We start from the raw sequence: 16917 nt of genomic DNA on the forward strand, positions 1-16917 counted from the left end.
TTTTTATATTTCGGATTAATGAATTTTTTATATTTTTTAATAATAATATTTAAATATTTTACCTGCTGCAACGAAATGAAAAAAATAGTTTTTTCAAATTCAGACTTAACAAAAAGCAGTGACCGTTTCTTATATTTAGATTATTTTAGTTTAAGTTTAAGTTTCTTTCTTACACTATATAATTTTTACATTATTTTTGACAAAAGATTAAGCGAAGATATTTTATTTTTAAAAACTTTATATATTATTCCATTAACACTATTTTACTTAAATCTTTTTGTTCTTTTTACAATAAAACTTATAAATTCAGGTTCAGATTTTAATGTAAAAGAAGTCAAAAAACATATTATAAATCTGCTGATAATTATAAGTTATACTGTAAGTTTTTCTTTCATAATTTACTCTCAGTACGCTGTAAAGTCAGTTGACTTCACAGCGTTAGTAAATTGCTTTATGGCAACTGTTTTGTCTTTAATTTATATTATAATGTACTTAAGATACATAAAAGAAATAAATAAAAAGTTTGAATTTAATGTTTTAAGAGAAAAAGTAACAAACGGAAAGGTTATTGAAATTAATTTAACCGGTACAAAACTTTTTATAAACTTTAAAAATAAAAAATCCTATCTCTTACTGACAGGATTTATATTATTTATTTTAAGTTATATCTGGCTTGTGTATTTACTTACTATATAGTTACTTGCTTTTCTTTCTTCCTTATCGTCAAGTTCTTTTAAAACAATATCTTCATTATATTTTTTTATAAGAGCTCTTTTGATAATTTCATCACATAATTTTGGATTTTTAGGAAGAAGAGGTCCGTCTAAGAAAGATGCAAAAGTATTTTTATAAATTACTCCTTCCTTTTTATCCTGCCCGTTATTTCCATTTCCAAAAACAACTTCTCCAAGAGGATTAAGGTTTCCTATGTCCATTCTTCCGTTATGGTTTTCAAAACCTGTTACTATACCAAAAGGAGTATTTATTACAACATTTGAAACAAATCTTTTTTCATCCCATAACGATTTTACTTCAAGGACACCAAGCCCTTCCTGCTTTTCTCCCTTTATATGAAATTCTTTTGAAATAAGTTCAAACCCTGAACAAACGGCAAGTAAAACTCCGTGACTTTCAACATACTCTTTAAGTTTATCTTTTATAGGATAAAGTTTATCTTTTGCGGTTAGAATTTCTCTATCTCCACCTCCGCCAATATAAACAATATCAAATATCGAAAAATCAATTTCGTCATCTATATAAATATCAGTTATATTTACGTCTATATCTCTCCATAAAAGCCTTTTTTCAATCGCTTTTATATTGCCGATATCGCCAAACATATTAAGAAGTTCAGGATAGATAACACCTACTTTAAGTTCCATTATTCGTTCCCCTCCATATTTCTTAATATCTTCTCTGCATCGAAAATCACTGTGTAATTTACTAAAAGATATAAAACCTCGCCATCTTTTTTAAGATTATCTTCCACTGCTTCTTTTAAGTTTTCATATACAGTACATTCTTTATTAAAAGAAGAATATTTCATTCTTACATTAAGTTCGTCACACCTTAATCCGCATAGGGTAACGGAATTTACAGTTTCATCTGAAAGACTGTCAAAGTCAACATCCCAGATCCACGAAATATCCATTCCGTCCGACTCACAGTCATTAAGTGCTATAATTATATCCTTTTTTCTTCTGTCTGAAAGCACTGTTGCAAACGCCTGATTAAATCCTGCAGGATTTTTTGCTAAATTTAAAATAGCAGGCTTTTTCAAATTAAACTGTTCCATCCTCGCGACCTGAGGCTTGTAGTCTGATAAAATTTCATTTATATTATCTAAATCAATACCTAATGTTTTGACCGTTAAAAGTGATGCTAAAATATTATATACATTATAAAAGCCTCTGTAGTTAACTTTTATATTAATTTCATCGTTACATTCAAATGAAAGCCCGTCAGATAAATCAACTTTTTTAGCATAAAAGTCAAGTTCAGGACGTTTAAGCAAACATTTTTCGCAATTAAAATCTCCAAGTTTGGAATAGTGAGAATAGTTATATTTAAGTTTTTCATTACATCTTGGGCAAAAATGCACTTCCTGAGTTTCGTTGGTTATAACATCTTCCAAAACACCAAATGATAAAAATTCTCCATATTCTTCACCCATTTTAACTAAAATAGGATCATCGCCATTTACTAAAAGGCGCGTACCTTTAGCAATATCGAGTGCTTTTTTTAAGTATCCTGCCGTAAGTTCCACCTCTCCGTATCTGTCAAGCTGGTCTCTGAAAAGATTTGTTATAACCATAACATCAGGAGTAAGGTGTTCAAAAATTTTTACTGAAAATGCTTCGTCCATTTCCAAAGTTGCAAAGTCGCAATCTAAGTTTCCGAATATATCGCATTTTTCTATAAACGCAGTAACAACTCCTGAGAGCATATTTGCACCGATATTGTTGCAAACCACTTTGTAACCTTTTTTAGTTAAAATTTTATCAATCAGATTATTGGTAGTAGTCTTCCCGTTTGTTCCGCAAACTGCTACAATACCGCATTTAACTTTTTTTGATAGAATTTTAAGCACATTGGGGCATACTTTAAGAGCATATACACCCGGTGTTGCCGAGCCTTTTTTACCCATAATTTTACCCACTGATATAAGAATTTTACAAACCCAGATTGATAATATAAATCTTATTTTTTTCATAAGTTTACTCTGCCCTTTTATCTCTTAACATTAAATTTTTCATTGATGAATTAACATCATATCCTAAGTATAATACACCATACGCTTCTTCTACTATCGGCATATCCACATCATATTTTTTGGAAAGTTCATAGGCACTTTTTGTTGCAAGTATACCTTCAACTACCATACCTACTTCTTCTTTTGCTTCTTCGGGAGTTTTTCCCTGACCGATTAAAATACCTGCACGTCGGTTTCTTGAGTGCATACTAAGGCAGGTTACTATCAAATCTCCCATTCCTGTAAGTCCACTGAAAGTTTCAATTTTTCCGCCCATTTTTGTTCCAAGTCTTATTATTTCTGACATACCTCGTGTCATAAGTGCGGCTTTTGTGTTATCTCCAAGCTCTAAACCATCTGCAATACCCACACATAGAGATATAACATTTTTAAGCGCACCACCAAGCTGAACGCCTATAACATCATCTGATGTATAAACTCTCAAATAGTCACACATAAAAGTATCCTGGATTTCTAAAGCAACATTTATATCCTTTGATGCAGCAACCAAAGTGGTACACATTTTCTTACCCACTTCCTCTGCATGAGATGGACCGCTTAAAACACACACTTGTTTTTTAGGCATAAGGATTTCTTCTATAACGGAAGATATACACTTAAGTGTCCCCTCTTCCATTCCCTTTGCAATACTTACAATAGTCTGATTTTTATAGAATGGTTTTATTTTTTCAATCGTACTTCTTACAGCAAAAGAAGGGCAGGCAACAACAATGATATCCATTCCTTCGACTGCTTTATTTATATCATTTGTAAATTCAACACTTTCAGGTAGAATAACACCAGGTAGAAACTTTATATGTTCCCTGTAGTTTAAAAACATATCATATTCTTCTTTTAAATATGACCATAATGTAACTTTATGCCCGTTATTTGCAAGAACGTCAGTTATAGCTGTTCCCCAACTTCCAGAACCTATTACTCCTATTTTTTTCAACTTGTCCACTCCTTATTTCAAACCTGTTGTTACGCTTTTTTCCCAAGTTTGTTTTCTTTACCTTGTATAAGCCTTTTAATGTTATCTTTATGCTTTATTATTACAACACTTGTAAGGAAAATTACAGGTATAATTTTTAAATAGTCAAAAGGTGCTAAAAAGCATATTATAACAGAATTAAAAACACAGCCAAGCATTGAACCTAAAGATACATATTTAGTTAATGCCATTATAATCAATGCAACAAGCAGTGCCAAAAGTCCGCCTCGCCAGTCAATCATAAACGAAAGTGCCAATGATGACAGTACACCTTTTCCACCTTTAAAACTAAAAAACAAAGGGAAAATATGCCCGAAAACTGCTGTAGTACCTGCTATAACTGCCGATAGTTCTCCTATGCCAAATATATTTCCGATAGGATATGCTATTAAATAAGAAAATATCCCTTTTAGCATATCGCCAATGGTAACAAGCGCTGCTGCTTTTTTCCCAAAAGTTCTTAAAACGTTAGTCGCACCTGCACTTTTAGAACCTGCTTCTCTTACATCTTTTTTATAGAAAAGTTTACCGACAATAACACCAAAACTTAAGCTTCCGAGTAAATATCCTATTATCGCACTTAATAATATAACTATATATTTCATATGCTGTCTCCCTTACTTATTTGGATTATCTGAATTTCTTTCTCTAATAAAGAATTTTATCGGAGTTCCCTCAAAACCGAATATAGCACGAATCTGGTTTTCGATATATCTTTCATAGGAAAAATGCATAAGCCTAACATCGTTAACAAATATAACAAATGTCGGAGGCTTAATACCTGTCTGAGTTCCGTAATAGATTTTAAGGCGCCTTCCCTTATCACTTGGAGGTTGAACTTTAGCAGTTGCTTCTGCTAAAATATCGTTTAGCATACCTGTTTTAATTCTCATACATTGTTGTTCGTTAACAAAGTTAATAAGTTCAAATAAATTAGAAACTCTTAAGCCTGTTTTAGCAGAAATAAAAACACTTGGTGCGTATGTCATAAAAATCAAATCCCTTTGCAAGTCTTTTCTGTATTCCTGCATTGTTCTTCCGTCTTTATCTACAATATCCCATTTATTAACAACAATAATAATTGCCTTTCCCTGCTCGTGAGCATAGCCTGCGATTTTAGTATCCTGTTCAGTAACACCGCTTGTTCCGTCAATCACAAGAAGACAAACATCGGCACGGTCAACTGCCTGATAAGACCTTATAACACTGTACTTTTCAATATTATCATTTATCTTGCTTTTTTTTCTTACACCTGCAGTATCAATAAAGGTATATTCTTTTTCGCCGATTGTAACTTTTGTATCAATTGCATCTCTTGTTGTACCTGCAATATCGCTTACAATAAGCCTTTCTTCCCCTAAAATCCTGTTAATTAAAGAAGATTTTCCTGCATTAGGTTTTCCTATGACAGCAACCTTAATGCTTTCATCTTCATCTTCGTTTTCATTTTTCTCAGGAAAATATGAAACGACCTCGTCAAGTAAATCACCGACACCTAATCCGTGAATAGAAGAAACCGAAACAGGATCTCCCAGTCCCAAATTGTAAAATTCATAATGAAGGTACTGATTTTTGGATATAGTATCTGCCTTATTACAAGCAAGAACAATCGGTTTTCCTGATTTTTGAAGCATCGCTGCAACATCAGCGTCGTTTGCAGTAAGCCCATCTCTTAAATCGGTAAGCAGAATAATAACATCTGCCATTTCAATTGCCAGATCTGCCTGAATTTTCATTTTCATTAATATATCATCTTTGGTTTTAGGCTCAATACCGCCTGTATCAATAAGTGTGAAATTATGCCCGCACCACTCTGCGTCCTGATAAATTCTGTCTCTTGTAACACCGGGCGTATCTTCAACTATTGAAATTCTTTTTCCTACTATTTTATTAAACAATGTCGACTTTCCTACATTCGGTCTGCCGACTATAGCAACTATCGGTTTCATAATTTACTCCTTTTTTTCTATTATATCATTAAAGGAAAATTTTATCAATAAAATCCTTTCCTGAAATATCATTAAATAAAATTTTTGTGTTAAGTTTTTCTTCCATTTGGGCGATAGTCATATCGTCTAAGAACAAATCCTTTTCTGCTCTTAATGTATCAACAGAAAGAAGAAGGTTATCTCCTATCTCAACACCATTTAGTGAATCTATGATATCCTGTCCGCATAAAAGCCCCGTTACAGTAATTTTACTTCCGAACAGTTTATTTATCCCTTTTACAATATTTAACTTGACAAGCGGGAATTCTTTTTCTATTTTTTCTTTAATTTTTATAAAATACGGATATGCCAGTACTCCCGTAACAATAGTTTTAGTTGTTTTAAATGTTTTATAATCATCTTTTTTCAAATCAAGTTCTTCATACACTTCACTAAGGAAAGATGACATCATTCCCACACCGTTTTCAATCTGCGGAAAATCCTCATATACTTCGCTTTTCGGCAAATCGAAATCGGACATAATATAAAACTCGTCAGCAAGATATACAATTCTTGAACCTTTGGTTTTTAAAAATTCTTTTTGAAGATCAGTCACAAGTTTTATAATTTCATTCGCATCTTCTTTATCAAACTCTTCTACCTTATATAAATTTTCTCTGTAATCAGTAATACCAACGGGAACAACTGACAAACTGTGCATATAAGGATAAAATGAGGACAAGTCTTTTATTGTTTTATAAAGATTCTCTTTATCATTAACGCCTTTAACCAAAACTATCTGGCAATTAACCGTAATTTTATTATCTGTAAGTTTTTTTATTTTTTCTAATATTCCACCTGCAAGTTTATTGTTTAACATAAATTTTCTAAGTTCATCATCTGTTGTATGAACTGAAATATTTATGGGAGAAAGTCGAATTTTTATAATTTTATCAATTTCGGCATCGTCAATATTAGTTAGTGTAACATAGTTCCCGTTTAAGAAAGAAAGCCTTGTATCGTCATCTTTAAAATAAAGAGATTTTCTAAGTCCCTTTGGAAGCTGGTCGATAAAACAGAATATACATTTGTTCCTGCAACTTCTCGGCTTGTCTATAAGAGGGTTTTCAAATTCGACTCCAAGATCTTCATATTCTTCTTTTTCTATTTCGCAGATAACATTTTCATTATCCTTTGTTTCAATTTCAAGTTCAATATATTCTTCTGAAATCAAAAAACGGTATTCTAAAGCGTCGCTAAACTTTTCACCGTTTACCGAAAGAATTTTATCACCGATTTCTAAGCCTATTTCTTCTGCTATACTGCCTTTTTCAACCTTTATTATTTCTGCCGACATATTGCCTCCTGATTATATATGTATCCAAGTTTAATCTTTGTATCTATGCACAAACTCATAAATAATTTGTAATCTTATTCCTGTTTAGTAATTGTTATTATTTTCAAACATATCAGCAAGTTTTCTTGCTGCATCTGCTAAATTTTTAATTCCATCAAATATATTATCTTTGGTGTATGCGCTTAAGTATTGATCTGCTTCAAGTGTAAAATATCCTTTGTAGTTTATTTGCCTGAGGGCTTCGACAACTTTGTTAAAATCAATATCCATAGAAAATGGAATTTGATGAGAATCATGCCATTTATCATTATCGTGAATATGTAATGCCGATAGTCTATTACCCAGTGCTTTTATCATTTCCACAGCACTTGTGTCACTGCCCCTCATTTCTGCATGACCGATATCAAGGCAGGCAACAAAATATTCATCATTTACTGCATCAAGATGTGCATTAAAACTCTCAGGAGTAGCGCATGCGGCAAAGGAAGACTGGTCCTTCAGAGTGTCCCAGTTCCACATATTTTCAGTTGCAATTTTAACATTACATTCTTTTGCAAAAGGCAAAAGTTCCAGATATATTTCTTTATTTTCCTCTGCAGTCTTATTATTATCAGGATGTATAATACAAATTTCCCCGCCTGCTTCTTTCGTACATTCAATAGCACGTTTGAAATACGAACGTATTTCAGGACAATATGTAGGAAAAGGAGCATGAGATTGATTACATTTAATTCCGTTATCAAGACCTGTTTGCTTTAGTTTTCTTGCAAATTTAAGATAATTATTTTGTGATAAAGGATGATCGTTTTCAAGCAAGCATTTATTATCCCTATCATATTTACACATATTAAACATAGAAAAATCCCAAGCATCAAAGCCTGCTTTCGCATAATATTCAATAGCTTTTTCTTCGCCGATAATTTTTGCTGCTGATGCAATTTCTGTCGAAATTTTCATATACCACCATTTCCATTTTAAAATTTCTTATTGCCTCTGTCAAGTCAGGGACAAAATTTTTGTCGATATATAGACTTTGTCTGCCCGCATACGAATTTATGAGTATCAAGGTTCTCCAAAATATAGAAATTTGTAATTTCGTTATATTTTGAGAGGTCCTTCTTTTTTTACTATTGTAAAATCGATATCTTTTATCAGCAGGAGCAAGCCTCTGCCCTACAGTGAATATGAATTCTCTTGCGTTAGCAACATATCGTGTGTGAAGCACATATCGAGAATTCGCAAGAATTCATATTAGCTGCGTTGCTATGCAACGCATATTTCGTACTAAGTTAGAGCTGAAAAATACAGGATTTTAATTATTCTAATTTTAAACCCTAAAAAGTGCATTTGTTAAAAGTTATTGACCCATCTAATCGCCATATCAATCCAACCGGAAACTTCTTCAACCACAACGCCTGTTTGTCTGTCCGCCAGAGATAGTCCGTGTTGACCTTTTGGAAAAATATGCACTTCACACTCAATTCCGTTTTCAACTAAAGCATTAACAAATCTTGTTGTGCTTACGACAGGTACCGCCTGATCTTCAAAGGTATGCCATATAAATGTTCTAGGGGTATTCCTTGTTACATGGTTTTCAAGCCCAAAAAGTTCTTTCACTTCATCTCTTCCGGCCATAAAATTATTCATTGTTCCTTCATGAGTATCATGATCAGTTATAACCGGATAGCATAGAATCATACCATCCGGTCTATTTTCAAAACCTTCCACACCGGAAAATTTGCGAACAATTTCTTTATCATAATGAACTCCTATACTTGCAGCCAAATGACCACCTGCCGAAAATCCGCAAACAAAAACTTTATTTTTATCAATCCCATTTTCATCGGCTATACTTCGCACATACGAAACCGCTTTTGAAAGTTCACAACAAGGCGCCGGCCACCCAGAAGGCGCCACTGCATAATCTAAGATAAAACAATGAAATCCAGCAGACAAAAATTTCATAGCAATAGGCTCGGCCTCTCTTGCTGATGTAAATCCATATCCCCCTCCGGGACAAATAATAATTGCCGGACGAACAACCCATTCCACATCAGATGGTGTCAAAATATACGATGTTAATGTTGTTTTCCTTGGTGGTTCAGCAACTCCCATTGCTGCATAATCCACACTAAAATCCAGTACATTATAAATCATAATAATCCTCCTATGGTTTTTATATACCTTAATATTTTCGACATTCCTCATACAAAGACTGTATAAACTAGATGCCAGTTGTTTTAATGAAGTTTTGAACTATCGTTCAAAGTGAAGTTGCTTACGCAGTGAAGTTTTAAACATTCGTTTAAAGTGAAGTTAAGTTTGTCACTCTGCCGTAGTGCAGTAAGACTTGAACACAATATGCCTTAAACCTGTTAAATTCCAATCTTTTTAATTTGTCGTCTTTGTAAGGCGATAGCCTGACTGCAGACTCCGCATCAAAAATCTTGAAAATTTTCCAAGGTTTAAGGTCTGCAAGTTTTAAAATGAGAAATTTTGGGTAAGATGAAGAAATTTCAAGAATTATACTTTCGTATGTTCGCAGGGATTTCTGCCATATTACGCGAAATTTCCATTTTAAAACCATATTGGGTTCGAGTATTACTGCACTAAGGCAGATCTTCACTTACTTTAGTAAACTTCACTATCACAAGATAACTTCACTTGCCATCAGGCAAACTTAGTTGTGGTCAAAGACCGCATATCCCTATATAAAAATAGAGAAGGCTGTTTTTATACAAAAATCGCCTTCTCACATTTTAGTTACTACGCTTCAACTTTGATAACTTCTTTGCCGTCATAACTACCACAAGACATACATACTCTGTGAGGTAATTTATATTCTTGGCACTGAGGGCATTTTACCATACCCGGAATAGTTAGTTTCCAGTTTGCTCTTCTCTTATCTCTTCTTGCTTTTGACACTTTTCTCTTTGGAACTGCCATCAAAAACACCTCCTTATTCGACTTTATTTAACAAATTTTTTAATACTTCAAATCTCGGATCTACAACATCTTTATCACAGTTACATTCACTCTCATTAAGATTTGTTCCACACACAAAGCAAAGCCCTTTACAACTTTCTTTGCACAAAAATTTCTGAGATAAATTAATTGATAACAGAGTGTAAACTCCTTCGGTTATATCTATGGTATTCTGTACAATCTTAAGACATTCCAAACAGTCTTCACTGCCCAGAACTTCTTCCATCGAAAAAGAAATATCCTTTTTGAATTCCTTAAGGCAACGTGCACACTGTGCCAAAAAAACCGTTTCCATATCGCAGTTTAATACATACTGACCGGAATAATTTTTAACTGTCCCTTTAACTTTAACGGGATATTCATAATCATCAAATTTAACTTCACCGCTAAAATCAAGGGTTGCCCCGTCCGCTCCTGCGATTTTAGAAATATCTATAACCATACAGACTCCTTTAGTTGACATAGCATTTTAAAGATTTACATATAATACCGAATAACATTATACTAAAATAATACTCATTTGTCAAGCATTATTTAGATTCAACCAATTTTTTTGTATCAAGTGCAATCATAAGTTCTTCGTTTGTTGGAATAATAAGTGTTCTTACTTTTGCATCTTTTTTAGATATATCAAGTTCGTAGCCTCTTTCTTTATTAAGTTCAGGGTCAATTTCAATTCCCATAAACTCTAAACCATCCACTACATTCTTTCTTACATATTCAGTATTTTCGCCGACACCTGCTGTGAATACAACTGCATCTACTCCACCCATTACTGCGGCACAAATACCAATTTGTTTCTTAACATGATATACAAACATATCAACTGCAAGGATTGATCTTTCTTTTGTTTCCGATTCATCTCCTAATAAATCTCTGAAATCACTTGATAATCCTGAAACACCTAAAACACCTGATTTTTTATTTAAGATGTTTAGCACTTCTGAAACCGAAAGATTTTCTTTTGTTGCGATAAATTCAACAATAGCAGGATCTATGTCTCCGCTTCTTGTTCCCATACATACGCCTGCAAGAGGAGTAAAGCCCATTGATGTTTCAATAGATTTTCCGCCTTTAACTGCAGAAATTGAAGAACCATTACCTAAATGGCAAGTGATAATTTTCAAATCTTCAATCGGTTTATTAAGCATTGCTGCGGCTCTCCCTGCAACATATTTATGACTTGTACCATGGAAACCGAATTTTCTTACTTTATATTTTTCGTAATATTCATAAGGAACAGCATATAAATATGCTTCTTTTGGCATTGACTGATGGAAAGCAGTATCAAACACTGCAACCTGAGGAACAGAAGGCATAATTTCCTGACATGCTTTAATTCCTAAAATGTTTGGAGGGTTATGTAATGGTGCAAGTTCCACACATGCTTCAATTTTCTTTAATACTTCTTCTGTTACTAAAACTGAATCGTTAAAGTATTCGCCTGCGTGAACAACTCTATGCCCTACTGCATCAATTTCGTCCATTGATTTAACAACACCGTGATCGGCATCAATTAAAGCATCAATTAAAACTTTTATTGCGTCCTGATGATTGTCCATCTTTGTTTCTAAAACAAAATCTTCTTTGCCCTGTGGTTTATGAGTAAGTTTTCCGTCAATACCTATTCTTTCAATAAGACCTTTGCAGATAACTTCATTTGTATCAGGATTCATCAACTGATATTTTAGTGAAGAACTGCCTGCGTTTATAACAAGAACTTTCATTTTAAATACTCCTTTTAATTTTGATTTTGAGCCTGAACACATGTAATAGCAACAACACCAACGATATCTTCAGCGCTGCAGCCTCTTGATAGGTCGTTAATTGGTTTTGCAATACCTTGTGTAACAGGTCCGTATGCTTCCGCTTTAGCAAGTCTCTGAACTAATTTGTAACCAATGTTACCTGCATCTAAATCAGGGAATACCAAAACATTTGCATGTCCCGCAACAGGTGAACCAGGTGCTTTTGATTCGCCAACGCTTGGAACGATAGCAGCATCAAGTTGAAGTTCCCCGTCAACCTTAAGTTCAGGATTGTTTTCTTTACATATTCTTGTTGCTTCTAAAACTTTATCAACATCAGGGTGTTTTGCACTTCCTTTTGTTGAGTGAGAAAGCATTGCAACGATTGCTTCTTTCTGAGTTAAAAGTTCAAAAGATTCTGCAGAACAAGCAGCAATTGCAGCAAGTTTTTCAGGATCAGGATTTTGTTCCAGACCACTGTCTGCAAAGATGAATGTTCCGTCTGCTCCGTATTCACAGTCAGGAACAACCATTACGAAAAATGCTGAAACAAGTTTAACTCCAGGTTTTGTTTTAACAATCTGAAGACTTGGTCTTAGAGTGTTTGCAGTAGAGTGACAAGCACCTGAAACGACACCGTCTGCATCCCCTGCTTTAACCATAAGACAAGCATAGTACATATAATCGGAAAGAGCCTGTTTCTTTGCTTCTTCATAAGTAAGCCCTTTTGATTTTCTAAGTTCAACAAAAAGATTTATATATTCTTCTGTTTTTTCATAAGTAAAAGGATTGATTATTGTTGCTTTAGAAATATCAAGTCCTTTGCTGTTTTCTGCTATTTCTTCCGGAGTACCGATAATTATAAGATTAGCGATACCTTCTTTTAAAATTGTTTCCGCCGCTTCAAAAGTTCTTCTGTCCATAGATTCAGGAAGAACAATTGTTTTAACATCGGCTTTTGCACGGTTTTTAATGCTTTCTAAAAAAGTCATGTAAGACTCCATCTCCTTTAATATAATTTAAACATATATATTATATAGTAAAAAACCTTATTTTTCAAGTTTTTTTTGAAATTAAAGTAAAATTTTATCCGTATATGGATTTTTTTCTTTACTTAAAATATGATAAATATAAGATGCTTTTAAATCAGTATTTAATATTTCATATTTTTTATACATATCTTTTGTCGGATTTGTAAAGACAGGTATATCGCTTTTTTTCTTTATTTTTGATAAAATTTCCTGCCCCTTTTCATTAAAAGCAAGGACTCTTGCAAACTGTGGTTTTATCTCTCTTTCAGATTTATCTATATCAAGTAAAATATTATATAATATCCTTTTTATTCTGGTATAGGTATATCGTTTTGACTTAACACCCATTGCAATATCTTTTATTCCGAACTCTCTTAGTGCCGTTTTTATAATAAGGTTTTCTATTCCCTCATTAACATCGGCATATTTAAGTAAGTCCTCAGGTTTTTTTATTCTTAATAAGTATGTTATAATATCATCTATTGATTCTTCAAACACAGGTTTTTCTTCTTTTATTAAATTGTAAGAAAGTTCAGGAATATATTCTTTGATATCCTCATCATTTTTCAGCATTTCTCTTATACCTGTTGCAGATGCAAAGTTTTCTTTTATCTTACTTTCATTATATCCAACATTTTTTCTTTTAACAGTATATGGAACGATTTTGGAATCAAGGCGTTTTAATGCTTTTATATAATTTATCGCAAGAATATTATTTGGCTTTTCCAGAACATTTTTATCTTTATCTGAAAACTCTTCACTTATAGCAGAAAAAACCGGTATACCTTGCTTTTGATTCTCTTTTATTTTTTCTATTGTGGTTGGCTCTAAAAGGCAGTCTGCAATTCTTGAAAGTGATGAAATTTCCCCTTCTTCCGAGCCAAAAGAGATACAGTCTAAAACATTAAGGCTGTCAAGTATTGACACCCCTGCAAAAGAAAAATATTCTGAAGAAGAAAGTGCATAAGGAACTGACAGTTCAAGCACTAAATCCACTCCTCCAAGAACCGCACTTTTTGCTCTTATAAACTTATTATAAAGTGCCGTCTCTCCGCGCATAACAAAGTTACCGCTCATTACTGCAACAGTACAGTCACAACCAGTATTTTTCTTTGTTTCTTCGATTTGATATAAATGCCCGTTATGAAACGGATTATATTCCGAAACTATCCCTGCAACTTTCATAAAATTTTCCCCCGTTTTTTTAAAAATGAGGCACTTCTACCCACTCATTTGTTTCTGCTGATTTATAAATACTTAAAATCAAGTCAACGGCACGTCTTGCATCAGTTGCCGGTGCAATAAGTTCTTCTCCTTTTAATATCCCGTCAATAAAATTTGATACAACACGGTTATGTGCATTCATATCAATATCTTCGGGTTTATCTCCAAATATTTCAACTTTATCAGAAAGTTGAATTTCTTCTACTTTAAGTTCATCTTCCGACATACTTTTATAAAGCATTGTTTTGCCATCTGCAAAAACAATAGTTCCTTTTTCACATTCTATTCTTATACGGTCACATTCGGAATTGGTTTCGGGAAAATATGAAAGAACTGTCGCCATTAAAGTTCCGTGTGCTCCATTATCAAATTCTATGAGTGCATTGACAGTATCTTCCCCTGTCATTTTTCTTCCCATAATATCGGAAACACCTAAAACTCGTTTTGCATTTCCACAAAGATACACAAGTGCATCTACGCCATGGCTTCCCTGATTTATAAGACAACCGCCTCCGTTTATATCTTTATCTCCTCTCCAGTACGAATTGGCATAATAAGAATGACTTCTGTAACCTCTGTACTGAAATTCTACTATTCTCATTTTACCAAGTTCGCCTGAATCAAGTATTTTTTTAGCATTAACAATTCCCGATTGTGTTCTGTTCGGGAATACACAACCTAAGAGTTTATTATTCATATTTGCCGCTTCAATCATTTTGGTCATTTTTTCTATTTTTACATCAAGAGGTTTTTCACATAAAACATCAATTCCTGCATTAAGAAAATCTATAGCACATTCTGAGTGATATGAACTTGGCGTTGCTATAATTGCCATATCAACATTTCCCTTATTTATTACATCTTTATAGTCATTTGTAAGATAAGGAATATTATACTTTTCTTTAAAAGACTCACCTTTTTTATAATCTTTGCCGCACACTACCCAGCTAAGTTCTGCTCTGCCATCTTCTATGACTGCCTGAGCATGAGAATGCCCTATCATACCACAACCGATAAGCGCAACTTTGAGTTTTTTATTTTCCACTTTCAAATCCCCTTTTCTTATATTTTTGTTATTCGTTTCAATTCATTTTCATACTCTTTAGGTGCACAATTAAACTCCTCAAAAAAGCATCTGTAAAATGTTCTTGCAGAATTAAATCCACTTTCAAGCGCACAATACATAATTGTATTTTTCCCCTCATGCATAAGCATTACGGCGTTTTTCAGCCTAACCATTGTAATATACCGATTCAATCCTATACCAAAACAATTTTTGAAATAACGCGAAATATAACTCTTATTATATCCTAAATCTGCCGATATGGAAGAAAGGCTTATATTTTTATTAAAATTATCATTTATATACATAAGAATTTTTGCTGATAAATCTACATCGACAGTATTACTCGCATCCTCAAAATTAAGATTATCCATAATTATACCAAGAATAATATGTATGAGTCCCTTTTTCTTAATTGGATTAATCCCTTTCTCATTGAGAAGTTTTACATATTTTTTTATTTCAAGCACCGTTTTTTCATCACAAATATACGGACAATGCGTTCTTTTGTTTTTATAAAGCGAAACGAATTCTTCACACATATTCGTGGGAATAATAAGAACACTCGATTTAGAACTTTTAATGGTCTTATATGTATGAGCATCAAAACTTAAAGCAACGGACATCTGGTTTTTAGTAAGAAGTTTTTTCTGATTATTTATAAAAACCTCCATTTCGCCATCATCAACAAAATAAAGTTCAACAGGTGAATGAAAACCAAAAAAACCTGTTCCGTTCGTATATTCCTTATAAAAAATGTCGTTTTCTTTTTCTCTTTCAATATAAAATCTCGGTTTCATAATTACCTCATGTCAATATTTGGCAATATATTTTTATTATTTGGCAAGATTTTGCCATAATTTTACGATATTATAATTGTACAATATCTTTTATGAAAAGGCAAGAGGAATGTATGTTTATGAAAAGGAAATTTTTCACCGACTATTTATACGCCGCTTTAGGTACTTTTATACTTGCATTTGCAATAAGTTTCTTTCATGCCCCTTTTAATATTTCAACAGGTGGCGTAAGTGGTATTGCTATAACAATGGAGGCTCTTTTTAAAGTCCCAAAATCCATTTCTACTCTAATTATTAATCTTGTTTTGTTTGGTTTTGGTTTTAAAACACTTAAAAAGTCTGCAATATTAAAAACTGTTGTCGGAATTTTTATGCTGTCAGGATTTCTTGCAATAACAGACTTTTTAACCGTTTACTTACATAACATAGGCATAAATTTCGGTGATGATATTATTATTTCCACTATTTTTGGCGGTGTTCTTGTAGGTGCAGGCGTTGGCCTTACTGTTCTTGTTGATGCATCAACCGGAGGTTCTGATTTTGCGGCAATTATGCTCCACAAACTTATTCCACATATCGGTGTTGCTTCATTTATTCTCTTTATAGATACTACAATTATTATATCTTCAGGACTTGCTCTATCTGACATTTCGCTTATGTTTTATTCAGCACTTTCCCTTTATATAAGTACTAAAGTTACTGATTTTATTTTAATTCGGGGAAATTTTGCAAAATCTGTATATATTATTTCTAAAAAATCCGATGAAATCGCCTCTGAGGTTATGGATAAAATGGAACGTGGAGTTACAGGTATATACAGTAAGGGGTTCTATTATAATAAAGATTCTACGATGCTTATGTGTATCGTAAGAAGTAAAGAAGTTCCGTCATTACTAAGAATGATTAAAAAATATGATAAAACAGCATTTACAATAATCTCCGATGTGAGAGAAGTTCATGGAGAAGGTTTTTTAGAAACTGATAACTGACAATAAATATAATATAATCTATAATATAAACAAGAAGGAGAAAAAA

17 protein-coding genes are annotated in these 16917 nt (G+C 33.0%); 2 read left to right on the top strand and 15 right to left on the bottom strand.

All coding sequences use genetic code 11. The features are described 5' to 3' along the window. Window positions 1–75 precede the first annotated feature (75 nt). Window positions 76–696, top strand: a complete 621-nt coding sequence (locus E7419_02310) for a hypothetical protein (GenBank protein ID MBE7014023.1) — start codon at window positions 76–78, stop codon at window positions 694–696. Here E7419_02310 and E7419_02315 read toward each other — a convergent pair. The 15 genes from E7419_02315 to E7419_02385 all read right to left on the bottom strand — a co-directional run bounded on the left by E7419_02315 (window position 663) and on the right by E7419_02385 (window position 15882). Continuing rightward, the gene (locus E7419_02315; protein ID MBE7014024.1) at window positions 663–1382 is read right to left on the bottom strand and encodes a glutamine amidotransferase; all 720 of its coding nucleotides are present in this window, start codon (window positions 1380–1382) and stop codon (window positions 663–665) included. The two genes, E7419_02310 and E7419_02315, sit on opposite strands and share 34 nt — an antisense overlap. Next, a complete protein-coding gene (locus tag E7419_02320) occupies window positions 1382–2713 on the bottom strand; it encodes a DUF1727 domain-containing protein (protein MBE7014025.1) in 1332 nt (443 codons plus the stop codon). The genes E7419_02315 and E7419_02320 overlap by 1 nt, the downstream gene beginning before the upstream one ends. Before the next feature lie 4 nt (window positions 2714–2717). Next, complete coding sequence (locus E7419_02325; GenBank protein MBE7014026.1) at window positions 2718–3707, bottom strand: NAD(P)H-dependent glycerol-3-phosphate dehydrogenase; 990 nt, start codon at window positions 3705–3707, stop codon at window positions 2718–2720. 29 nt (window positions 3708–3736) lie between these two features. Next, window positions 3737–4351 (bottom strand): glycerol-3-phosphate 1-O-acyltransferase PlsY, encoded by a 615-nt coding sequence (plsY, locus tag E7419_02330; GenBank protein ID MBE7014027.1) that lies wholly within the window; start codon window positions 4349–4351, stop codon window positions 3737–3739. Between the two features lie 12 nt (window positions 4352–4363). Further along, a complete protein-coding gene (locus E7419_02335; GenBank protein MBE7014028.1) occupies window positions 4364–5698 on the bottom strand; it encodes a ribosome biogenesis GTPase Der in 1335 nt (444 codons plus the stop codon). Between the two features lie 25 nt (window positions 5699–5723). After that, complete coding sequence (locus tag E7419_02340; GenBank protein MBE7014029.1) at window positions 5724–7031, bottom strand: DUF512 domain-containing protein; 1308 nt, start codon at window positions 7029–7031, stop codon at window positions 5724–5726. 84 nt (window positions 7032–7115) lie between these two features. Then, complete coding sequence (locus tag E7419_02345) at window positions 7116–7988, bottom strand: sugar phosphate isomerase/epimerase (protein ID MBE7014030.1); 873 nt, start codon at window positions 7986–7988, stop codon at window positions 7116–7118. A gap of 393 nt (window positions 7989–8381) precedes the next feature. Beyond that, window positions 8382–9239 (bottom strand): alpha/beta hydrolase, encoded by an 858-nt coding sequence (locus tag E7419_02350; protein ID MBE7014031.1) that lies wholly within the window; start codon window positions 9237–9239, stop codon window positions 8382–8384. Window positions 9240–9797: 558 nt separating this feature from the next. Further along, on the bottom strand, window positions 9798–9977 hold the full coding sequence (locus E7419_02355; protein MBE7014032.1) for a 50S ribosomal protein L32: 180 nt from the start codon (window positions 9975–9977) through the stop codon (window positions 9798–9800). Between the two features lie 13 nt (window positions 9978–9990). Continuing rightward, window positions 9991–10479 (bottom strand): DUF177 domain-containing protein, encoded by a 489-nt coding sequence (locus E7419_02360; protein MBE7014033.1) that lies wholly within the window; start codon window positions 10477–10479, stop codon window positions 9991–9993. A gap of 67 nt (window positions 10480–10546) precedes the next feature. Next, a complete protein-coding gene (locus E7419_02365) occupies window positions 10547–11743 on the bottom strand; it encodes an acetate kinase (protein ID MBE7014034.1) in 1197 nt (398 codons plus the stop codon). Window positions 11744–11757: 14 nt separating this feature from the next. Further along, a complete protein-coding gene (pta, locus tag E7419_02370; protein ID MBE7014035.1) occupies window positions 11758–12756 on the bottom strand; it encodes a phosphate acetyltransferase in 999 nt (332 codons plus the stop codon). Between the two features lie 81 nt (window positions 12757–12837). Then, window positions 12838–13980: a nucleotidyltransferase gene (locus E7419_02375; protein MBE7014036.1), complete on the bottom strand. Its 1143-nt coding sequence runs from the start codon at window positions 13978–13980 to the stop codon at window positions 12838–12840. Between the two features lie 19 nt (window positions 13981–13999). Next, a complete protein-coding gene (locus E7419_02380; protein ID MBE7014037.1) occupies window positions 14000–15064 on the bottom strand; it encodes a Gfo/Idh/MocA family oxidoreductase in 1065 nt (354 codons plus the stop codon). Between the two features lie 17 nt (window positions 15065–15081). After that, window positions 15082–15882: a helix-turn-helix transcriptional regulator gene (locus E7419_02385; protein MBE7014038.1), complete on the bottom strand. Its 801-nt coding sequence runs from the start codon at window positions 15880–15882 to the stop codon at window positions 15082–15084. Window positions 15883–15974: 92 nt separating this feature from the next. On the opposite strand from E7419_02385, the gene E7419_02390 reads away from it, so the two are divergent. Continuing rightward, window positions 15975–16871, top strand: a complete 897-nt coding sequence (locus tag E7419_02390; GenBank protein ID MBE7014039.1) for a YitT family protein — start codon at window positions 15975–15977, stop codon at window positions 16869–16871. Window positions 16872–16917 lie beyond the last annotated feature (46 nt).

The organism is Oscillospiraceae bacterium, from assembly GCA_015068525.1.
Taxonomy (GTDB): Bacteria; Bacillota; Clostridia; order UMGS1840; family HGM11507; genus SIG450.